The sequence below is a fragment of the Vibrio sp. A8-1 genome (assembly GCF_013048685.1).
In the GTDB taxonomy this organism is placed as follows: Bacteria; Pseudomonadota; Gammaproteobacteria; order Enterobacterales; family Vibrionaceae; genus Vibrio; species Vibrio metschnikovii.
In genome coordinates, this window is sequence record NZ_VHTC01000012.1 from 23,500 (window position 1) to 44,071 (window position 20,572).

Genomic DNA, 20,572 nt, shown 5'->3' on the forward strand with positions numbered 1-20,572 from the left:
CCAATGCAGCTCTGTTTGGCGGCATTTAGCCCATGCAAAAAAATCGAGACGCCAAACGATCGTTTGCATTCTGGGTTTAAAAAATCAAACGGTTTGTACTTTGATGCCGAGGTTGGTTTAGGGCGAAAAAAGTGCCAAACCTTGCTTTGAGCCAGTACTGGCAAGACCTACCAGCGTTGGATTTCAATCGAGACGCCAAACAGTAAATGGGCTAATTTCCCTGTTTGGCGTTTCGATCCAAAAGCCAAACGGATAGTGGTTTTGGCGTATGGGGGTAAAGGCATGGGGAAGTGTTTAATGAAGTGCTGCTGTTTATTTTGGCTTGGTATTTGGTGAAGGGATGTTTTCTAGCTTCAATGAAGGTTGCTTGTTACTGTTGTCATCAATGTACTCAAGGGCGTACCCCATAGCCTTGTAGCTTTTCTCGCGTTTTTTAAACATGCGTTGCAGCATAGGGAGAGTGCAGTCCACATAGTCGTGAATAGTGACTTGTGTTTTGCCTTCCGATTCACGATGAATACGACCGGCATATTGAGCCAATGTTCCTTTCCATGCGATGGGCATGGCCAAAAACAACGTATCCAGTCTTGGTAGGTCAAACCCTTCGCCTACATATTTTCCTGTTGCGACGACGACTTGAGCCGATTGCAGATGATTGTCAGCGTTCTTGCGTTCCGCAGCTTTCATGGCGCCTTTAAGTACGACAGTACTTATACCCATTTCGGTAAGTCGTGAGTGTATGGATTCTGCGTGCTCTCTACGCTCTGTAAGGACTAACGGGTGTCCGCCATTTTGAACACACTCGTAGGCGTCTGAGACGATTTTTGAAGTGCGCTGCTCATTATTGACGAGCCAGCGGTAGGCATCGCTTATTTTGGGGCGCTCATCTGTTTTTATAAGCTCTGCTGCTGGTACATCGTAGAGCTGATGAATCATCACGGTTTGAGTAAATTGCTCATCAGGGCTTTGTTTCACTTTGTAGCGAATGGGCCCTGCCGCCATAAAAATGATCTTTTGATGACCATCTTGTCGCTCTGGTGTTGCTGTAAGGCCCAATACATATTTTGCTCTTACCTCGTTGAGTACCATTTCAAACCTTGGTGCAGATAGGTGGTGGCATTCGTCAACAATAATATGGCCGTAGTCTTGAATGAGAGGAGTGATGGAATTGTCTTTTTTATTAACCAAACTTTGGTAGGTGGCTATGTCGATAATGCCACTCGGCTTTCTTTTACCTCCGCCTATACTGCCAATGGTTACTTCGGGTAGGAACGTGCGTAAGCGCTCTTGCCATTGTTCGAGCAGTTGTCGGCTATGAACCAGTATGAGGGTATTTACTTTGCGTTTTACGATCATACCAATGGCAGTAACCGTTTTTCCAAATGCGGTTGGCGCATGCAAAATACCGAAGTCATGTTTAGATATTGCAGCCACTGCGTCACGCTGGTTCTTTCGCAAAGTGAACTCAGGGGTAAGTTTTAATAATGGTTTACCAGTTTCACGCTTATCGTTAAGTAGTGGCGAAATGTTTTGCTCTTGTAGCAAAGCAATCGCATCATCGAGGCAGCCTCGCGGTAGTGCTAGATAACCGTTTTCAATACGAGCACAGGAAATAAACCTCGGAATGCCATGGGTTGAAAAGCGCAACGCTTGTGTTTTAAAAAACACAGGATTAGAAAAACTAGCTAATCGCTTTAGTCCGGCCAGTAATGGCCCAGGTAACTCGCTCATCAAAAAGTAGATATGGTTGGCCAAGGTAATGGTCACGTTTTTCGGCAAAGACTCTAATTTTATTGGTGCGGCTTTGGCTGTGATTTCCCAAGGAGGGCGGTTGTCTGTTAGCCCTTGTTCGGACAGTAATAGGGTGTTGGGTGAAATAGTTGTTATGAGTTGGTCAATACTCGACTGAGTGAGCGTTTTAAGCTCAGCAAGGTACCGCCATTGATCATCGATGGCATTCAGGTCACTGTCAACAAAGCAACTACGACCTGAAAGGCGAGCCTCCTTTTGAAGTGGTAACGCAATGAGATTACCAAACCCGCCTTCAGGAAGTACATCTTGGTTAGGAAAGAGCCTGTCATAGGAGTCAAACGATAGATTTGGAAATATTTCCATGGCTTTATCAAGCAAAGCGAAACCCAGTGCCCTAGCCTGGTTCGCTGGGATATTGGTTTCAAAAAATATCCATAAGTGAGCCCCGTTGCCAGAACGCGAGATTTCTATCGCGTGCGGAATATCAAACGCTTGGCATGCTTTAGACATTGCTTTGACTTCTTCTTGCCAACAGCCTTTGTCAAAATCGGCTGCCAACAAATAGCACGAATTATCTTTAAGTAGTGGATATAGACCAACCACTTGATGACCGGCAAGGTGCCTGTAAATAATGTGCTCGTTTAATTCGCTAAACTTTCGGTGTGAACAGTCTTGGCATTTAATGCGGGGTTTGTTGCATAGTCCACTTACCCACTCATTATCACAAGCTACGGAATAGCCACTGCGACCCTGTTGGTTTTGCCAACGATTGGCAAAGATATCCTCTCGTCCACGAAATCGTTGTCTGAATAGGGCGACCTTTTGTTCTGGCGTGAATGTCTGTACTGAACGCTCGTTTTGAGCGCTACGGAAAGTCTCTCTTAATGCGAGAAGCTGCTGCTTTTCGTTTTCAAGCTCAGCTAGCCTGTGATCAATAGCAGAAATGTTTGGGTAGCGAGCGTCATTCATAACAAACTAATTTTGATTCGAAGCACTATGAAGCGCGAACTTGCGGTGGCTTGATCAGCGACTCTGCTGGAATACCTAACCCTTCATGAAGTTTCCAAATCATTTTTAGCGTGAGTGATCGCTTATGGTTTAGGATTTCATAAACACGATTGCTTTTACCTATCATGGGTTCAAGATCTTTAACCGTTAAGCCTTTGCGCTCCATCTCAAACTTTATTGCCTCAACAGGGTCTGGCAAATCCATTGGAAAATGCTTTGCTTCGTAGGCCTCGACTAACGTAACCAAAATGTCCAGTTTTTCGCCTTCAATGGTATCTGGCTCCGCCATCATTAGGTTTTCGATGTCGTTTAATGCCGCGCGGTAGTCGGCATCTGTTTTAATAGGTCTGATGTCCATTATATTTACCTCTTGTTACTACCTCTTGGCTTTAAATCGTTTGCACATCAATTTGATCGTATTGTGCATGGCTGCCTATAAACCTTATGTAAACCACCTTGTAGGCATAATTGATCCAAACGACTAATCGGTATTTATTACCGGCAATGTTAAACACGACACGCCCATCTTTGAGGATGCTGGCATTTCTAAAGTCCTGTTTCACATCCGCCGGTGCTCCCCAATCAGCGTTTAATGCATGCCTATACCACGCTAACGTTGGCTCTTTAGCGTCAATGTATTCTGGGCTGTCTTCCCAAAATGTTTTTAAGGTTGATAATGCGATAATTCTCATAAATAGATATTAGTCCCAGTTTGGGACTTTTGCAAGTTTGGTATTCTTGATGCGGTTAGGAGTTGTTACCGCATCCCCAATTGCCCCATTCCTTGGGGCGTTTCAAATTCTTCTTATTCACCTTCTAAAGCTTGTGTTATCAAGTGTTGCCCCATTGTCCCAACTGCCCACAGTAAGTGAGCAAATGGGTGGTTTGTTAGTTTCTCCTGATTGGCTTTTTCGGCATACGGCTGCGTTTGCCATCGAAGAACGCCAATACTCTGAACCAATAGAGGGATTCTTCATAACCTAGGCTATACGTTGGGCGTGCAGGCGGGATGAGCCCCAGTTTGCGTCCTAGGCCGACAATCACGTAGAACGTGAGTTTTAGCGTCAGCCACGGGGCGAGAACCATCAATGTCGTCAGGCAATATCGAGTAAGTGCGTAGCCTATACCATGAGGCTGTTCGAGTAGGGCAATGCCAATACACCAGCCAAGGCCTGCCAGCATGGCTATTGGAAAGGTAATGGGGGCGAGTCGCATCATAAATTGCATGTCATATCCTTCCTACTTAAAGCTGCAGCGGTGTTGGCTGCGTTCGTTCACCCCAATCACATAGTATGTCTATGCTCATGGGGATTCATTCACTTGCCGCCTAGTTGCAACTTCCAGTAGTTTGGCTATAGCGCCCTCCTGTGAGGTGTTGTGAAGAGGGCTCAAAGTTCACCAGTGATTCGATCACATCAGCCACGGTTTGATGGGCAATACGGCGCTCTTCAAAGTAATCGTGGCGGTCGTAGATGCCCTCAACGCCTTTTAGCTTATGGTTAAGACAGCGTTCGGCCACATTGCCTGCAATGCCCAAAGAGGCGGCAAGGCTGCGAAAGGTGCGGCGCAAATCGTGTACGGTGAAGTGTTCAAGTTTGCCCATTTTATTGGGTGGCTGCTTTTTGCGCCCAGGCTCGCGACCAAACAACTTAGAAATGGCGCGGTTCAGCGTATCTGGCCCCATATGTGGACGGTGGCTTGCTCGTCTGGCAGGGAAAATATAAGGCGAGCCACAAGCGCGGATTTGCAGCTCGTTAAACCAGGTAATGGCTTGGCGCGGTAAGGGGATGCTGATTGGCACGCCTGTTTTACTGCGTTCTTTGGGTAGATCCCATACGCCCGTGGTTAAGTCCATTTCACGCCACATGGCTTCACATAGTTCGCTTTTACGTACGCCCAACACCAAAAATAGGCAGCAAGCGAGGTAATTGTCGCGGCCAAAGCTATTGATATGGGTATGAAACACGCTAAAGGCGTAGTGAATTTCATCTTTGCTGAGCATCCTGTCTTTACTAGACTCCACGCCACCTGCATCGTCCACGGTAAAGGCTGCGGCGGGGTTGTTCAGCGTTAAGTCGAGCTTTATCGCATGTCGAAACAACTGCTTCATGTACATTAATGTGTCATTGGCAATGGTAGGGCGGTTACTTTCTCGAATGCGTTCTAATACTTCGCGTACATGTGTTGGCCGCACGGCTTGGATAGGAAGTTGACCAATCACGGGTGCAATTTCTTTGGTAAAAACACGTTTGGGTATATTCGGGTGCTTTAATCGGCGACTTAAGTCTTTGGCATACCAGTCTTGAAACAGCTGACTGACATTTTGGATCTCTGGGATGGTTTCAATAGCACGGATTGCTAATGGGTCTTCACCTTGCTGAAGTTGTAGCTGCATTTTAGACGATTCAAGTCGAGCCTCTGCTAAGGTCATGCTTGGATATTGACCGAGCGTGGCTTCTCGTCGTCCGTTTAGGCTGGTATACCTTAGCATCCAATACGGCATGCCAGATTTTCTTACGCAAAAATATAGGCCATTCCCATCACTGTATTTTTTGTTTGCTGTTGCGGTGCGAGCATAAGACTGCACCTGAGTTGCGGTTAGTTTTGCCATCGTTTGTTACTCTATATTCCTAAGAAATCGTTAAAATTTGCTCACCATTGCCCACCACTGTTTGTTTATCGATTGATTCGATAGTTGAGTGATTGAACAATCTGCAAGCAGCACGATAAGTGGAGATGGCATAAGGCGGTGGTGAGATAGATGCAAAAATCTGCTCACCAGATACCTTGACTTTTTGCTTATTGAGTCAAAAAAAACAGGTCTTGCCCACCATTTTGCCCACCACTTAAACAGCAACTGGTAACGGACATCTGCAAACCGATTTGGACGAGGAAAATAAAAAAGCCCTGTATTTACAAGCAAATAACAGGGCTTTTAAGACATTCTTGGACGGGTAAAAAAACTATTCGATGTTTTGGATCTGCTCACGCATTTGTTCAATCAGCACTTTCAGCTCTACCCCTGAAGCCGTGATATCGGTCGAGATCGATTTTGAAGCCAGTGTGTTGGACTCGCGGTTAAACTCTTGCATCATGAAATCAAGCTTACGGCCACAAGCGCCGCCTTTTTTGAGGACATTGCGCGCTTCTTTGATGTGAGAATCTAAACGGTCAAGCTCTTCTGCCACGTCCGATTTTTGCGCCAGTAAAATCAATTCCTGCTCGACACGGGTGGCATCAAGTTCAATTTTTGCTTCTTCAAACTTGTTCAATAGGCGTTCACGTTGCCATTGCAGAATTTCTGGCATCCGCGCGCGAACCTTGACCACTTCTTCGCTAATCGCTGTCAAACGTTGTTCGATTAACGCTTTCATGTTGTCGCCTTCACGACCACGAGCATCAATAAATTCCACAATCGCGTCATCAAAACCGGCCAATAACGCTTTATTAATGCTGTCCATATCTTGCTCAGGAGTTTCCATCACACCAGGCCATTGCATAATTTGGAAGGGATTGATGCGGCTGAGTTCACCGGTCATATGCATGATTTGATTAGCGGCTTTGATCACTTGATTAGCCAGTGCTTCATTAATATTCAGCTCACTTTTGGCCGCTGGATTGGCTTCATAGCGCAAATGGCATTCGACTTTACCGCGGGCAAGACGTTGACGAAAACGCTCACGCAGCACTGGCTCTAAACCACGAAACTGCTCAGGAAGGCGAAAGTAGGTTTCTAAATAACGTTGGTTAACGGAGCGAATTTCCCATACTGCCGTGCCCCAGTCGCCTTTGACTTCTTTACGTGCGTAAGCGGTCATGCTGTAAATCATTACGGTATCCTTTGTTAGTCGATCTGCTTTTAGCGCAATAATTCAATAATACGGCAAAGACTGACGAGATCCTAGGTTAGATCAGCACGAACGAATGTAACCAGCACTGCTGCGGCGTCAAGTAGGAAGGGGATGGGCCTAGCACCTAGGATTTTACCGCCACTTCCAGTATAATCTCGCCCCAATCTTGTTGTTCCCTTCACAAAAGGCATTTATCCATGCGTCCAAATGACCGCGCTGCAGATCAAGTTCGCCCAATTAAAATCACTCGTAACTATACGGCTTACGCTGAAGGTTCGGTACTCGTTGAATTTGGTAATACCAAAGTGCTGTGTAACGCAACGGTGGAAGAAACCGTACCACGCTGGCTGAAAGGTCAAGGCAAAGGCTGGGTAACGGCTGAATATGGTATGTTGCCGCGAGCTACCCATTCGCGCACCCGTCGCGAAGCGGCCAATGGTAAGCAAGGTGGCCGAACGATGGAAATTCAGCGCCTGATTGCTCGTAGTTTACGTGCAGTGGTTGATTTAAAAGCCATGGGTGAAATCATGATCACCGTTGATTGTGATGTGATTCAAGCGGATGGCGGGACACGCACGGCAGCGATCAGTGGTGCTAGTGTGGCCATGGCTGATGCTTTCGCGCATTTAGTCGCTAAAGGCAAACTGAAAGCGAATCCGATGAAAAGCCACGTTGCCGCGGTATCAGTGGGTATCTTAGGTGAAAACATCCTGTGCGATTTAGAGTATGTGGAAGATTCTGCCGCCGATACCGATATGAATGTGGTGATGACCGAAGAAGGCAAGATGATCGAGATCCAAGGCACCGCAGAAGGCGAACCGTTCAGCCATGATCAGTTGCTGGCGTTACTTGCCTCGGCGCAAAAAGGCATTGTTGATATTGTCGCCGCCCAGAAAGCCGCGTTAGCGGAATGATTGAGTCAGTAGCTCCCGTTGAGGGGGCTATTTTTTTATCTGTTTTTAGAACTAGGAAAAGAAGGTCCTAGGAAGAGCAGGTCCTAGCACCTAGAACCTAGAACCTAGGACCCAGAACTTTGAACCCAAAACCAACATCGAGAGAGTATTCATGAAAGCCTACCAGCGTGAATTTATTGAGTTTGCTTTAGAAAAGGAAGTATTGAAATTTGGTGAGTTTACTTTGAAGTCCGGTCGTAAAAGCCCTTACTTTTTTAACGCTGGGCTATTTAATACCGGTCGAGATCTGGCCCGTTTAGGCCGTTTTTATGCCGCCGCCTTGGTGGATGCGGGGATTAAATTTGATGTGCTATTTGGCCCCGCTTATAAAGGCATTCCCATTGCGACCACCACCGCGGTGGCTCTAGCCGATCACCATGATATTGATACGCCGTATTGCTTTAACCGTAAAGAAGCCAAAGATCACGGTGAGGGCGGTAACTTAGTGGGTAGCGCATTAAAAGGGCGCATTATGCTGGTGGATGATGTCATCACCGCGGGCACCGCGATTCGCGAGTCAATGGAAATCATTCAAGCCAATGGCGCACAGCTGGCCGGTGTCTTGGTGGCGATTGACCGCCAAGAAAAAGGCCAAGGCGAATTATCGGCGATTCAAGAAGTTGAGCGCGATTTTGATTGCCAGATTATTTCTATCGTTAGCTTGGGCGATCTGGTGACTTATCTAAAAGAGCAAGGGGGCGATCCGGTGCAGTTAGCCGCAGTAGAGGCTTACCGAGCTCAATATGGAGTTGTCGCTTAACGACTCCGTAACAGGAAGTCTGTTAGATAAAGCCTGTTAGAGAAAACAACGGCTCAGTGTCGATAACCGAGCCGTTGCTTATTGCTGTTGATCTTTGCTTATTGAAAGATGCCGTGGTGTTGGCGGCAACGCTAATCAGCCTAAGTGCGGCGTGATTAACGACTGCTTGAATGAAGCGATGGCTGCCAAGTCAGCGCGGCGGATGCTTTCTCTTTTGGGGCACGTAGCCAAAGGGCGATACATAAAGACACGCCAAGCAGTATGAGCATGACACTGAACGCCGCTTGGAAGCCGCCGAATAATGACGCTACGATAGAGCCAAAGAAGCTCCCCAACCCAAAGCCTAAGTAAATCACCCCATAGTTTTGAGTCAGAGAATTTAGCCCAAAATAATCGCTGACCAAGGTTGGAAATACCGTAATCGCGCCACCAAAGCTAAAGGCAACACAAGAAATCGCCATGAAAAAGCGCATTTCATTGAGAGGAACAAACAATAAGGTGCTCACGCCTAAGGTACAGATCAGTAACGCCATTCCAACCACTTTGCGGCGCTCCATTTTATCAGACAAAATGCCTAATACTAACCGTCCGGCAAGGTTCGCCATCGCGAGGATCGCCACTGAAGAAGCGGCCGCCGCGGTGGAGAGATGTACTTGCAGCTCGCCAACATCTTTGGCAACGCCAATCACGTATAATCCGCTCATACAAATGGTAAAAAACACCGTTGCCAATAACCAAAACTGAGGTGTTTTGGTACTTTGCTGTAGCGAGTAATCTTGGCTGCTTGTGCTGCTCGATGAGCTTGGCGCTTGCACTGGCGCGTCATGCATCAGTAATCCACCGAGAACCACCAAACTGCCCGCGATCAGAGCCCACATGGTAAAGGTCGTGCTCACGCCACTGTGTTCAAGGAAATATAAATTGATGTACTTAAACCCTAAGCTGCCGAGGCCATAAGCGCCAATTGCGCAAGCCGAAGCGAGGCCCTTACGTTCCGGGAAAAACCGCACGCAGTTGGATAAGGTCATTAAGTAACCAGTGCCGTCGGCAAAGCCAAGGATTAACCCCGCACTGATATACAGCAACCATACTTGGGTCACTTGTCCAGCCCAAAGTAAACCTAGGCTTAATAATAAGCCTGCTGCAATCGTCACCCGGCGTACGCCAAAACGCTTTTGCAGTAATCCGGACACGGAAGAGGCCAAGGCAAGCGCCAAGGTTAATAGCCCAAAAGAGAAGGCAATCTGGTTGACGGGAGCGGATAATTTTTCCGCCAGCGGGGCATTAAATAAGCTCCAGGTATACACAGAGCCAAGGGCAAATTGCGCAATAATGGTACCAATTAAGGTCCGTAATCGTGGGGATATCATGCCTAACATAAACGGTACTCCATAACAAAATGGGTAAGAACTACCGTTAAGATACGAGCCTAAATCCCCTAGCTGCAATAGGGTTAAAACAAGATAAAATGAGCTGCATTACTCGCGCATCAAATGCAATTATTTGGCATGAATTACAATTGCATTCGCTCGCGGAAGGCTTTTAAGTTACTCCGGCTGACCGGGATCTCGGTTTGCGTCCCTTGTAAGTGCAGAAGGTAAGTACTGTTAACCCAAGGGATGATCTCCTGCACGCGAGTGAGATTGACACAATAAGAGCGATGGCAGCGAAAAAAGTGCTGCGCCGGCAACTGGTCACAAAGCTCACTGATCGGATACGGCACATAAAACTCACCATCTTCACAGTACACCAGAGTAATTTTCTCTTTCGCCATGGCGTAAATGACCTGTTCAGGCTCAGTAATCCGAATCCGATTTTCACGCATAAGATGCAGCGGCGCACTGCTTGGCGTCGGCTGATTGATCGACTGTGCCTGTTGTAATTTATCGAGTACGTTTTGCACCCGCTGCTCATTGAGCGGTTTTAACAAATAATCAAACGCGTCGAGCTCAAAGGCTTCTGCGGCGTGCTCTTTGTAAGCGGTGGTGAAAATAATATAAGGGGGGCGAATGGCCGCTGGCAGACTACGAGCTAATAACATGCCATCCATCGCGGGCATATTAATATCTAAAAACAGCACCTCTACCGGATGGTTTTGTAGATATTTCAGGGCTGATAAACCATCGTCAAAAATGGCGATAATCTCGATGTCACTATGTTTTTCAATTAAATAACGTAGCTCCTCTTGAGCCAAATATTCATCCTCAACCACTATTGCGCGTAACATGCTTTCCCCTTAGTGAGAATATCAAAGCGAATTTGTGTTCCAGGGTTTAACCGTTCAATGTGCAGCCCTTGACCGTACAATAACTGCAATCGCTGATGAACGTTCATCAAGCCAATGTGCTGACTGTCTATGTCACCTTGATAGAGCTTATCAATCAACTCTGGGGCAATGCCAACCCCTGTATCTGTGATGGTAATTTGTGCACCTTGCGCGGTTTTACGTACTTTGATCGTCACCTCGCACGCGTGTGCTGAGGGCTGAAAGCCATGTTGAATGGCGTTTTCCACCAAAGGTTGGATAAGGAGTGGTGCAATCGAAATCGCGACTGGCTCAACATCAAAATGCACTTGCAGCTTACGCCCAAAGCGAGCTTGTTCAATGGCCACATAGTCGCGCACTTGTTTTAACGCATCATCCAGCGGAATCAGAATTTGCGTGCGCTGTAGATTATAGCGTAAGAAGTCGGCCAAATTACCAATTAAGCTGCGCGCCTCATCGGGGCGCAGACGAATCAAGCTGGATATCGCATTTAACGCATTAAACAGAAAATGGGGATTGATCTTGCTTTGTAGAGCAGAAAATTCGGCTTGGCTGGCCATTTCTTTCAATTGTTCCACCCGCGAGACTTCTAATTGCGTGGAGATCAACTGTGATAAACCAATCGCCATCTCTTTAAGTGGACGGCGAATACGGTTCGGTTGGCGATAAAAAATCTTTAAGGTGCCAGCGACTTGTTGATTCTCCCACAAAGGGATGATCAACAAGGAGCGAAAGTTATGCAGATTTAAGTTATTACTAATGATTTGTTGGCCGAGTTTGACCGCTTGTTGGGTCAGTTCACTGATTTGATGATGAGCATCAAAGTACTCTTCTTCACCTATCCCCACATAAGCCAGCACATCTTGCGTATCGGTGATCGCTACCGCATCGGCTTGTGTGTTTTGCAAAATCACTTGGCAGCCTTTCGTTAAAGCCGCTCGGCCACCTTGGCGAAAATAAGGCAAAGTTTGCGTGGCAATATGTAACGCTTGTTTGGCTTGCTGAGCAGCTAGGCGCTCTTTTTCATCATCTAAATGTTGTACCAGTTGAATAATCAAGCCAATACATAAAGTACCCGCGATCATCGGAAAACTGATGTGGCTGACAATGTTATAAGCCAACTGATTATCTTCGGCAAGTAGTACTATCAGTCCCATGGTCAGCGCTTCGCATGCCATGCCGACCAAAATACCATAGCGGGCATAGTGGGTTTTGTCGGCTCGATAATGGATCAACGCCGATAACAAACCCGCGACGATACTGGCAATCAAGCAGGCTTGCGAAGTGGGGCCATCAATATCAATTAAGTAGCGGTGCAGCCCAGAAACGAGGCCTGCACTGACCCCAACCCAAGGGCCAAACAAAATACCACCCGCGACAATGGCAATGATCCGTACGTTGACCAAAGAGCCATCCACATTGACCCCTGTATAAGTGCTAAACAGGGCAAAACCGATAAACAGCGCTGCCAGCAAGGTGGTTTCAGCAGGGCGACGTTCGGTCTTTTGTACTATGGTTTGAATCAGGTGCAAGCGTGTTAGCCAAAACAGCACCATCAGCAGTAAGGCCGCGCGTTCAAACACCGCCAGTAACATCAAAAATTGGTCGTTATACATCATGGCAAGAACGAAAAATGAAAAAGGGAAGCCAGTGTAACGGACTTCCCTTTTTAATACCTATGATTCAGATCATACGCTGATAAAGCGCTTTTGGTCGCAGAAAGTAGTGCCGGCAAATGAATAGTGCCGGCAAATCATTTAGGCGTAGCGACTGTCCCTTAGTTCAGGATCTGGTAAGGTTTTAAATCGTTTATGCAGCCACATCCATTGTTCTGGAGCACGTAAGATCACTTGCTCCACGTACTTATTCGTATAAGCGGCTGCGGCCGTTTCATCCTTTTGTGGATAGTCAGTCTCAACAGACAGATCGGCCATCAGTTCATAACGACCTTGCATGTTACGAAAACCAGACCCCATGACAATAGCACAGTGGCTGGTATAAGCTAAAATGCTGGTACCTGTCGTGGTACAGGCATCTTGCACCGCAAAGAACGGCACAAATACTGACTTTTTACGACCATAATCATGATCGGGTAGATAGAAGAGACGACCACCTTGACGTAAAACACGGATCATGGCTTTAAGATCTTTACGATCAATTAACTGGTTGCCATTACGTGTTCTACCTCGGTATTGAATAAAATCATAGGCTGGATTGTTATGTGGTCGATATGCGCCATAACCGGGTAAACCTAATACCGCGAAGCCTCGTGCGGTTATTTCTAAATTTAACGCATGCACGCAGCATAATAATACACCGCGGCTGTTTTGGTCATGTGTCCGCAGCGCGGAGAGATCTTTCTCGACCAATAAGGTTTTAAAACGCCACGTTGGCCAAAACCAAGTGATACCCGTTTCAATCAGTGCTGCGCCGGTATTTTTAAAGTTCTCAACGACAAACTGCTGGCGCTCGGTGGCGGTCATCTCTGGAAAAGCCAGCTCAAGATTACGCTCGGCAATCTTTACCCGTTTTTTTCCAAAGCGCATAGCAAACCGACCTAGGCCACGACCAATATTTAATAGCCATGAATAAGGAAGGAGATTAACCATCAGTGCGAGAAAACCAAAGCCCAGCCATACACCCCAATATTTAGGGTGCAGTAATGCCACTGAAAATTCTGGTTTGCCGTATTTTTTGGGATTTGTCATGGTGATTACTACTTAATCTGTGCACTCAGTAATGCCCAATACGCATCGAAATTAGCGGTGGGCAGGTATTTAAAATCAGAACGAACAAAACGGTTTAAACTGCCTTCGACTTGGCCGAGCAATTGCGCCGCTAAAATACTCTCATCGACCGGAAACGATTTACCTTCACGCAGTTTTCGCTCGCGTAAAATCTGCCGCAAAGACGTTTCGATTCGTTCATACAACTGATTAATTCGCTCCCGCAGCCGTTCATTTTCAAACATCAACGCATGGCCCGATAAAATGCGCGTCAGGCCGGGGTTGCGTTCAGAAAAAGCCAAAATCAGCTGCACAACGAGACGAATGCGATTTAACGTATCTTTTTCTTCATCCAAAATACGATTGATACGTGACATGAGTGATTCTTCAATAAATTCAATCAAGCCCTCAAACATTCGCGCTTTACTGGGAAAATGACGATATAAAGCCGCTTCTGATACACCGACTTGTTTGGCGAGTTTAGCCGTCGTGATGCGAGATGCTCCTTCGTGGGATTCCAGCATTTGTGCCAGTGCTTGGAGTATTTCTTCACGGCGATTGATTTTTTTGTTACCAGCCATAACCCGACTTCCTTTGATGACCATTGATAGCGACGCAATAAGCAGCAAGATTTGCCGAGTTAACTGAGTGGATTCCTCGCTAACGAATGGCTATGCGATGATGCACTTGCTGGCAAACCGAGTACTAAGGCGTATCGACTACAGATGGCGATGAATGAACAATATTAACGCTTGGGCTAACTCACGTTTGCTGCTCAGCGGCAAAGCGTGTTGACCATTGGACCAATACACCGTCAGTGCATTATCGTTGCTATCAAAACCTTGACCAGTGATAGAAACATCATTGGCGCAAATCATATCCAGCTTTTTCTTGGTCAGTTTTCCGAGAGCGTATTTTTCCACATCCTGTGTTTCTGCGGCAAATCCTACCGTGAAAGGACGGCGTTCGGTTAATGCCGCTACCGAAGCAACGATATCCGGGTTCTTGACCATGGTGATACACAACGTATCGCTCTGTTCGGTTTTTTTGATTTTTTGTTCAGCGATGACATCAGGTCGATAATCCGCGACCGCAGCGCATCCAATAAAGATATCATGCTGTTGAGCATGGGCCATCACCGCTGCGTGCATCTCTAGTGCACTCTGGACATTAATCCGCTTCACTTTGGCGGGCGTTGTTAAGGTGACCGGCCCACTGATTAGCGTCACTTCGGCTCCTAGAGTAGCCGCAGCGTCGGCAATGGCAAAGCCCATTTTGCCTGAACTGTGATTAGTAATATAGCGAACGGGATCTAACGCTTCGCGAGTCGGTCCTGCAGTAAGCAACAGTTTTTTCCCAAGCAAAGGTTTAGGCGCAAAAAAAGCGTCGCAGCGCTCAACCAATTCAAGTGGTTCAAGCATACGTCCCGGCCCGACATCGCCACAGGCTTGTTCTCCAGCGGCAGGCCCCCATACCGAAACGCCGCGTCGCACAAGGGTCGCGATATTATCTTGTGTTGCTTGATTACGGTACATCTGCTGATTCATCGCGGGTGAAATCACCACAGGAGCATCCGTTGCGAGTACGACGGTGGTTAATAAATCATTGCCCATTCCCGCGGCTAAGCGAGCGATAAGATCCGCCGTTGCCGGTGCTAACAATACCAAATCTGCCCATTTTGCCAGCTCGATATGCCCCATGGATGCTTCGGCAGCAGGATCAAGTAAGCTGTCTGCGACCGGATAGCCCGAGACGGCTTGCATGGTTAAAGGGGTAATAAATTCTTTCGCCGCATGGGTCATCACCACGCGAACTTCCGCGCCTCGTTCACGCAATCGGCGCGTTAATTCTGCACATTTATAGGCTGCAATGCCGCCACTAATGCCAAGCAGAATGTGTTTTCCTGCTAATGTTTGCATTTGGATTCCTCGAAAATTCTGCGAGTTATGTTAGCACAACTCCCGAAATATGTGGTTGTCGTGTCAATATTTTGCTAGTAAATCTCTTATACAAATCAGAGTCGCTTCAGTCAATTTTGAATAATTGGGCTAATAAATGAGGAATCCAATCAGTCACTTTAAGCTTTAATCAACAAGCGAGTTACAAGTGAGATTGATCTTATTCCCATCTTCACTCAGGCCCATTTGGGCCTGAGTCATTCTTCGCTTATAAAAGAGAGCCCCGTGTGCTGACATTAACCCAGTTTGAAAAAACGGGTTGCTTTGTTGGTAAGGGGGCACCGCGTCGTTATTCTCTATTTAGTAGACTTGGAGCGTAGTCATGGGTCTCAAAGATCTCCCTGTAGAATCAATGCCACGAGAGAAGCTACTTGCCAGAGGGCCGCAAGCGTTATCCGATGCTGAACTGCTAGCGATTTTTTTACGCACCGGCACACCAGGGATGAATGTCTTAGAACTGGCGGATTGTTTATTACGTCAATCTGGTTCATTGCGCGCTTTGTTTTCTGCCAGTAAAGAGCAGTTTTGTGCACATAAAGGACTGGGAGAAGCAAAATTTGTTCAATTACAAGCTGTCTTAGAAATGACTCAGCGTTACTTGGTTGAAACTTTAAAGCGTGGTGACGCGTTAACCAGCCCTCAACAAACCAAGTTATATTTAACCAGCGTGCTACGCGATCGTCATCGTGAAGCCTTTTATATTCTTTTTCTCGATAATCAACATCGTGTTATCCAAGATGAAATCTTATTTGAGGGGACAATTGATGCCGCTAGTGTTTACCCTAGAGAAGTCGTCAAGAGGGCGTTGCAACTCAATGCGGCGGCATTAATTTTGGCCCATAATCATCCTTCTGGCATTGCAGAACCCAGTCAGGCTGATCGCCGAATTACTCAGCGTTTAGTTGATGCTTTGCAGTTAGTCGACATTCGTGTCCTTGACCACTTTGTGATTGGTGATGGTGAGGTGGTTTCCTTTGCAGAACGAGGATGGATTTGACGGATATTTTATGTTGTGACTTAAGATTATTCTGGTATGATTCGCGCACTAAATTATCAACCTAAACTCAGCTCTGCTTAAAAAAGATCACCAAATCCGTAAAAAGGATCTGTTCGGGTCTTGAGCAATGCATGTCAAGTTAGTATAATACGCGACCTTTGATAGCCTTGTATGGATTTTCCATAACGGTTTTTAACCTCAAACTTCTTAATACATCGAGAACGAGGTTCGGCCACCAAGGTTGATATCGAGCTGAAACGATTTGGAGAAGACATTCATGTCCCGAGTATGCCAAGTAACTGGTAAGCGTCCAATAACGGGTAACAACCGTTCACACGCACGAAATGCTACTAAGCGTCGTTTTCTGCCGAACCTACAAACTCATCGTTTCTGGGTAGAGAGCGAAAAACGTTTTGTTAAACTACGTCTAACTGCTAAAGGCATGCGTATCATTGATAAGAAAGGCATCGATGCTGTTCTTGTTGATATCCGTGCACGTGGCGAAAACGTTTAAGAGGAATTGAGCAATGGCTAAAGGCATTCGTGAGAAAATTCGACTAATATCTTCTGCAGGTACTGGTCACTTCTACACAACTGACAAGAACAAACGCAACATGCCAGGCAAATTTGAGATCAAAAAGTTTGATCCAGTAGTTCGCCAGCACGTTGTTTACAAAGAAGGCAAAATCAAGTAATTGATTGCGCACTCTGTTGTAAAAGTAGCGAAAACCCAGCCAATTTGGTTGGGTTTTTCTTTATGTGGAAACATCGGTCCTAGAACCTAGAACCTAGAACCTAGAACCTAGCTAGCTACTTTGCTATTCTTAGCGAATCTTATCTATCAGCTAAGGATTGCTGCATGCGCATTGCCCCTCATCGTCGTCGGCGATGGAACAATATTCTGATCATCTTAGTACTGCTGTTTATTGGGGTGTTGAACTTACCGCCATTACTCAAATCTTATCTGACCTCAGATAAGAGCGCAGCGCATGCTTACCCTAGTTTACTTAATCCCAATGCACCATTACAGGCGGTGTATACACGATCGTTTGAGCTGACGTTAGAGCAAGATCAATGGCAGTTGACTCCGACTGGTGAGGTTTCTGCGCTGCAATTAGCCCAGCGCTGGCAAGCTTTAGTCGGTACCGAGGTTGATGAACAAACCGTACGTTCATTACAGCCAAGTTTGATCGGGCCTCAAACCATTGAAGTCTGGTATCGCGATAAGGAAGAGCCACAGCGGATCACTTATTATCAATCACCGCAGTTTTGGTTATTTAAAAACTGGCAAGATAAGTGGATTGCTATCTCAGTGGAAGCCGATTATCTTTTCCCTTCATCCAGTCGTTAAGATCTTAATTCGTCAACCATCTTGGAGCTATGATGCCTGAGTTACCCGAAGTCGAAGTCAGTCGCTTAGGCATTTCGCCGCATTTAATTGGTCAAACCATCGCCACGATCACTTGGCGCTGTGAAAAACTACGCTGGCCGATCCCTCATGAATTAACTCGGCTGGAAGGCCAGCAGATCACGGCCATTTCACGCCGCGCCAAATATCTATTCATCGAAACCGAAGCCGGCAATGCGATTATTCATCTCGGTATGTCGGGAGCTTTGAGGGTGTTAGATGCTAATTTTCCACCAGGGAAGCACGATCACGTTGATCTCGTTCTTGCGAATGGCACGTTACTGCGTTATCACGATCCGCGCCGTTTTGGTGCTTGGTTGTATGCTGCGCCAGGAGAACATCACTCGGTACTCAGTCATATGGGGCCAGAGCCACTGACCGATGCGTTTAATGCCGAGACGATTGCTAAACGTGCGAACAATAAACGCTTAGCGATAAAAGCGTTTATTATGGATAATAAAAACGTGGTTGGGGTAGGCAATATCTACGCGAATGAATCGCTGTTTAAAGCCAAAATTCACCCTTTAAGATCGGCGCAAAGTTTATCGGACACCGAGTGGCAATGTTTGGTCAGCGAGATAAAAGCCGTACTGGCGACAGCGATTAAACAAGGTGGCACTACGCTGAAAGATTTTTCGCAAGCCGATGGCAAGCCCGGCTATTTTGCCCAAGAGCTGCAAGTGTATGGCAAAGGCGGTAAACCTTGTCCTATTTGCGCGGAACCGATTCTTGAACAGAAAATTGCTCAGCGTAACAGCATGTTCTGTAACCACTGCCAAGATTGACTAATATTTTTATTATCTAATGATGGACATGAAAATCACTTGGCGTAACATTAGCCTCCTGTTTTCTTAAGCACCTTCTTAATATGTATTATCAGCGCCATTTTCGACATATATGCCAGTTATTCATTGGCTACTTTGTTTTTTCATTTTTACTGTTGTTTGCTTCTCGCTACGCTCTTTATTTGCATATTGAGCCTGGTTTGCCTGTTAATGATATAGTGAATGATATTCAACGTGCTTTTATGGTCGGCGCTCGATTTGATGCAAAAGTCACCGCGATTGCTTATGCCCCATTACTGTTAGTTGGCCTTGTATGCGCGGCATTTTCCCAAGCCTATTTACGCTGGTTAAGCTTATCGACTTACTACCATGCAGTAATTGTTTTATTGTATATCATTGGTGGAGTTGGTAATTATTACTACTACTTAACCTATGGTAGCCATATTGATTTATTTATTTTTGGCTTGATGGATGATGACTCAGTCGCGGTACTGACTAACTTATGGGTTGATTATCCGGTTATATACGGGGTGAGTTTAGCGTTAGTTATGGCTGGGATTGGTTACTACTTTGCCCGTTACCTGACACGTCTTAACTTATGGTCCTCGCAACAACACTGGCATTGGAGTATTACTAGCTTAGCCGTCGTCTTCATGATGGTCGGTGTGTTTTTACTGGCAAGGGGCTCGACGGGCAGTTTACCTCTGAAACGTTATCATGCTAGTGTCTCGGCTTATCAGCCATTAAATATGATCACCCCTAATGCCTTTATGGCGCTTGATTGGGCGCGCAGTGATTATACATCACGTGCTCACTTAGAACCGATATCTCAGCAAGTATTGCAGCAGCAAATGCAAAAGTTGTTGGGGCAGCCTGACGCGAATTATAAAACCCCTCACAATGATTATCTCGCTGATCATCCGCCTCATGTGGTTATCGCGATGATGGAAAGTATGGGGTTGAGCGTTTTAATTGAAGATGATCCAACCACAAACGATTTATTAGGTCGTTTTCGGGAGCATTATCGACACGATTTTCTGTTCGAGCGTTTTTTGGCGGGCACTTCCGCTACAATAGACAGTATCGTAATGATGCTAGTGCATAGCCCATTGGCGACGATCAGTCATTCTAATTGGCAAAAAATTCCCCTTCCAAGCTCGGCGGTATTGCCATATCAGCGGGCTGGCTATGATGTGGTTTTTGTCTATGGTGGTAACGGTATGTGGCGCAACTTAGCGAACTATTTACCCACTCAAGGTTTTGATCGCGTCTATGATGAAAATGACATTGTTGGTGCTTTCCCCCTTGCTGCCCAATACGCAGGGACTTGGGGTGTACCCGATGAGTTTATGTTTAAATTTACTCAGCAGTTATTAGATAAGGCTGAGCGGCCAACTCTTATTTACGTGATGACAGTCACCAATCACTCACCGTATCGGGTTCCAGCGTATTATCAACCTAAACCAACCACTCTTACTCCTCGTTTGCAAGAGATGCTAGGCTATAAAGGTAATCGAGACGCTCAAGAATTATTAAAAACGTTTCAGTATGCCAGTGATGCGGTGGGTCAATTTATCAGTGATATCAAGCAATCATCATTAAGTGATCAGGTGATCATGGCTGTGACGGGTGATCATCGTGTACGCTATACCGATATAGCCAGGCCTGGTGAGGCAGGGTTAACTCACGCGGTTCCCTTTTATCTTTATGTGCCACCATCGATTTTGGCGCACACCGAATTTAACTATCAGCCAGAGCGTATCGGTTCCCATCGAGATATTTTTCCAACCTTGTATCATTTTAGTTTGTCTGATCAAGCTTATGTTTCTTTAGGTGGAGAAAACTTACTTACTATAGGGGAGGTAAGTAATATCGGTTTCAATAGTGGTATGAGCATTAATGCCTATGGTGCTGTGAGTAACCATCCACCGTTTATCTTCCATCCTTGGCAAGGTGATGAGTCATTACTGACTGAACCGCAAGCCAGTGATGAGCAAACCTTTGATCGCCAATGGGGATTAGAATATCACCGATTACAAGAATACTTTTTGCGTTCTCAAGTATTACCGATGACACCATAATCGACGAAAGAACTCTGTGGGTTAATC

At 46.2% G+C, this 20,572-nt stretch carries 20 protein-coding genes; 8 read left to right on the top strand and 12 right to left on the bottom strand.

Translation table 11 applies throughout. The features are described from left to right. Window positions 1-312: 312 nt before the first annotated feature. The 6 genes from FKN93_RS08560 to FKN93_RS08585 form a co-directional block, all read right to left on the bottom strand. Complete coding sequence (locus FKN93_RS08560) at window positions 313-2,721, bottom strand: DEAD/DEAH box helicase (RefSeq protein ID WP_170904886.1); 2,409 nt, start codon at window positions 2,719-2,721, stop codon at window positions 313-315. Window positions 2,722-2,746: 25 nt separating this feature from the next. Continuing rightward, window positions 2,747-3,118, bottom strand: a complete 372-nt coding sequence (locus tag FKN93_RS08565; protein WP_000354813.1) for a transcriptional regulator — start codon at window positions 3,116-3,118, stop codon at window positions 2,747-2,749. A gap of 31 nt (window positions 3,119-3,149) precedes the next feature. Further along, window positions 3,150-3,452, bottom strand: a complete 303-nt coding sequence (locus FKN93_RS08570; RefSeq protein ID WP_129765263.1) for a type II toxin-antitoxin system HigB family toxin — start codon at window positions 3,450-3,452, stop codon at window positions 3,150-3,152. Between the two features lie 196 nt (window positions 3,453-3,648). Next, window positions 3,649-3,987, bottom strand: a complete 339-nt coding sequence (locus FKN93_RS08575; protein WP_170904887.1) for a hypothetical protein — start codon at window positions 3,985-3,987, stop codon at window positions 3,649-3,651. 100 nt (window positions 3,988-4,087) lie between these two features. Further along, on the bottom strand, window positions 4,088-5,371 hold the full coding sequence (locus FKN93_RS08580; protein ID WP_170904888.1) for a site-specific integrase: 1,284 nt from the start codon (window positions 5,369-5,371) through the stop codon (window positions 4,088-4,090). 352 nt (window positions 5,372-5,723) lie between these two features. Next, the gene (locus tag FKN93_RS08585; protein WP_154169528.1) at window positions 5,724-6,590 is read right to left on the bottom strand and encodes a YicC/YloC family endoribonuclease; all 867 of its coding nucleotides are present in this window, start codon (window positions 6,588-6,590) and stop codon (window positions 5,724-5,726) included. 218 nt (window positions 6,591-6,808) lie between these two features. Here FKN93_RS08585 and rph point away from each other — a divergent pair, with 218 nt between their 5' ends. Both rph and pyrE read left to right on the top strand, forming a co-directional pair. Next, the gene (rph, locus tag FKN93_RS08590; protein WP_154169526.1) at window positions 6,809-7,525 is read left to right on the top strand and encodes a ribonuclease PH; all 717 of its coding nucleotides are present in this window, start codon (window positions 6,809-6,811) and stop codon (window positions 7,523-7,525) included. Between the two features lie 151 nt (window positions 7,526-7,676). Further along, window positions 7,677-8,324 (top strand): orotate phosphoribosyltransferase, encoded by a 648-nt coding sequence (pyrE, locus tag FKN93_RS08595; protein WP_154169524.1) that lies wholly within the window; start codon window positions 7,677-7,679, stop codon window positions 8,322-8,324. Between the two features lie 155 nt (window positions 8,325-8,479). Here the strand turns inward: pyrE and FKN93_RS08600 are convergent, their stop codons facing one another. From FKN93_RS08600 to coaBC, 6 genes are all read right to left on the bottom strand, one after another. Further along, window positions 8,480-9,703 (bottom strand): MFS transporter, encoded by a 1,224-nt coding sequence (locus tag FKN93_RS08600; protein ID WP_170904889.1) that lies wholly within the window; start codon window positions 9,701-9,703, stop codon window positions 8,480-8,482. A 134-nt stretch (window positions 9,704-9,837) separates the two neighbouring features. Further along, window positions 9,838-10,551 carry a LytTR family DNA-binding domain-containing protein gene (locus tag FKN93_RS08605; RefSeq protein WP_170904890.1) on the bottom strand — a complete coding sequence of 238 codons (714 nt, stop codon included), beginning with the start codon at window positions 10,549-10,551 and terminating at the stop codon, window positions 9,838-9,840. Next, window positions 10,536-12,206 carry a LytS/YhcK type 5TM receptor domain-containing protein gene (locus FKN93_RS08610; RefSeq protein WP_170904940.1) on the bottom strand — a complete coding sequence of 557 codons (1,671 nt, stop codon included), beginning with the start codon at window positions 12,204-12,206 and terminating at the stop codon, window positions 10,536-10,538. Before FKN93_RS08610 ends, FKN93_RS08605 begins: the two co-directional genes overlap by 16 nt. Window positions 12,207-12,347: 141 nt before the next feature. Further along, window positions 12,348-13,298, bottom strand: a complete 951-nt coding sequence (locus FKN93_RS08615; RefSeq protein ID WP_170904891.1) for a Kdo(2)-lipid IV(A) acyltransferase — start codon at window positions 13,296-13,298, stop codon at window positions 12,348-12,350. Window positions 13,299-13,306: 8 nt separating this feature from the next. Beyond that, window positions 13,307-13,897 carry a nucleoid occlusion factor SlmA gene (gene slmA / locus FKN93_RS08620; protein WP_004397480.1) on the bottom strand — a complete coding sequence of 197 codons (591 nt, stop codon included), beginning with the start codon at window positions 13,895-13,897 and terminating at the stop codon, window positions 13,307-13,309. A gap of 138 nt (window positions 13,898-14,035) precedes the next feature. Further along, window positions 14,036-15,235, bottom strand: coding sequence for a bifunctional phosphopantothenoylcysteine decarboxylase/phosphopantothenate--cysteine ligase CoaBC (coaBC, locus tag FKN93_RS08625; RefSeq protein WP_170904892.1), 1,200 nt, complete (start codon window positions 15,233-15,235; stop codon window positions 14,036-14,038). Between the two features lie 361 nt (window positions 15,236-15,596). Between coaBC and radC the strand changes: the two genes are divergently transcribed. The 6 genes from radC to FKN93_RS08655 all read left to right on the top strand — a co-directional run bounded on the left by radC (window position 15,597) and on the right by FKN93_RS08655 (window position 20,545). Continuing rightward, window positions 15,597-16,271, top strand: a complete 675-nt coding sequence (gene radC, locus FKN93_RS08630; RefSeq protein ID WP_170904893.1) for a DNA repair protein RadC — start codon at window positions 15,597-15,599, stop codon at window positions 16,269-16,271. Between the two features lie 277 nt (window positions 16,272-16,548). Next, entirely contained in the window at window positions 16,549-16,785 is a 237-nt protein-coding gene (gene rpmB / locus FKN93_RS08635; protein WP_004397476.1) for a 50S ribosomal protein L28, read from the top strand. A gap of 13 nt (window positions 16,786-16,798) precedes the next feature. Then, window positions 16,799-16,966, top strand: coding sequence for a 50S ribosomal protein L33 (rpmG, locus tag FKN93_RS08640; RefSeq protein WP_004397475.1), 168 nt, complete (start codon window positions 16,799-16,801; stop codon window positions 16,964-16,966). Between the two features lie 164 nt (window positions 16,967-17,130). After that, a complete protein-coding gene (locus FKN93_RS08645) occupies window positions 17,131-17,622 on the top strand; it encodes a hypothetical protein (protein WP_170904894.1) in 492 nt (163 codons plus the stop codon). A 32-nt stretch (window positions 17,623-17,654) separates the two neighbouring features. Further along, window positions 17,655-18,464 carry a bifunctional DNA-formamidopyrimidine glycosylase/DNA-(apurinic or apyrimidinic site) lyase gene (gene mutM / locus FKN93_RS08650; protein WP_170904895.1) on the top strand — a complete coding sequence of 270 codons (810 nt, stop codon included), beginning with the start codon at window positions 17,655-17,657 and terminating at the stop codon, window positions 18,462-18,464. Between the two features lie 83 nt (window positions 18,465-18,547). After that, on the top strand, window positions 18,548-20,545 hold the full coding sequence (locus tag FKN93_RS08655) for an alkaline phosphatase family protein (protein WP_170904896.1): 1,998 nt from the start codon (window positions 18,548-18,550) through the stop codon (window positions 20,543-20,545). Window positions 20,546-20,572: the final 27 nt, after the last annotated feature.

Coding starts and splice junctions, on each gene's coding strand:
- FKN93_RS08560 (WP_170904886.1), bottom strand. CDS start 2,721: ATGAATGACGCTCGCTACCCAAACATTTCTGCTATTGATCACAGGCTA.
- FKN93_RS08565 (WP_000354813.1), bottom strand. CDS start 3,118: ATGGACATCAGACCTATTAAAACAGATGCCGACTACCGCGCGGCATTA.
- FKN93_RS08570 (WP_129765263.1), bottom strand. CDS start 3,452: ATGAGAATTATCGCATTATCAACCTTAAAAACATTTTGGGAAGACAGC.
- FKN93_RS08575 (WP_170904887.1), bottom strand. CDS start 3,987: ATGCAATTTATGATGCGACTCGCCCCCATTACCTTTCCAATAGCCATG.
- FKN93_RS08580 (WP_170904888.1), bottom strand. CDS start 5,371: ATGGCAAAACTAACCGCAACTCAGGTGCAGTCTTATGCTCGCACCGCA.
- FKN93_RS08585 (WP_154169528.1), bottom strand. CDS start 6,590: ATGATTTACAGCATGACCGCTTACGCACGTAAAGAAGTCAAAGGCGAC.
- rph (WP_154169526.1), top strand. CDS start 6,809: ATGCGTCCAAATGACCGCGCTGCAGATCAAGTTCGCCCAATTAAAATC.
- pyrE (WP_154169524.1), top strand. CDS start 7,677: ATGAAAGCCTACCAGCGTGAATTTATTGAGTTTGCTTTAGAAAAGGAA.
- FKN93_RS08600 (WP_170904889.1), bottom strand. CDS start 9,703: ATGTTAGGCATGATATCCCCACGATTACGGACCTTAATTGGTACCATT.
- FKN93_RS08605 (WP_170904890.1), bottom strand. CDS start 10,551: ATGTTACGCGCAATAGTGGTTGAGGATGAATATTTGGCTCAAGAGGAG.
- FKN93_RS08610 (WP_170904940.1), bottom strand. CDS start 12,206: ATGTATAACGACCAATTTTTGATGTTACTGGCGGTGTTTGAACGCGCG.
- FKN93_RS08615 (WP_170904891.1), bottom strand. CDS start 13,298: ATGACAAATCCCAAAAAATACGGCAAACCAGAATTTTCAGTGGCATTA.
- slmA (WP_004397480.1), bottom strand. CDS start 13,897: ATGGCTGGTAACAAAAAAATCAATCGCCGTGAAGAAATACTCCAAGCA.
- coaBC (WP_170904892.1), bottom strand. CDS start 15,235: ATGCAAACATTAGCAGGAAAACACATTCTGCTTGGCATTAGTGGCGGC.
- radC (WP_170904893.1), top strand. CDS start 15,597: ATGGGTCTCAAAGATCTCCCTGTAGAATCAATGCCACGAGAGAAGCTA.
- rpmB (WP_004397476.1), top strand. CDS start 16,549: ATGTCCCGAGTATGCCAAGTAACTGGTAAGCGTCCAATAACGGGTAAC.
- rpmG (WP_004397475.1), top strand. CDS start 16,799: ATGGCTAAAGGCATTCGTGAGAAAATTCGACTAATATCTTCTGCAGGT.
- FKN93_RS08645 (WP_170904894.1), top strand. CDS start 17,131: ATGCGCATTGCCCCTCATCGTCGTCGGCGATGGAACAATATTCTGATC.
- mutM (WP_170904895.1), top strand. CDS start 17,655: ATGCCTGAGTTACCCGAAGTCGAAGTCAGTCGCTTAGGCATTTCGCCG.
- FKN93_RS08655 (WP_170904896.1), top strand. CDS start 18,548: ATGTATTATCAGCGCCATTTTCGACATATATGCCAGTTATTCATTGGC.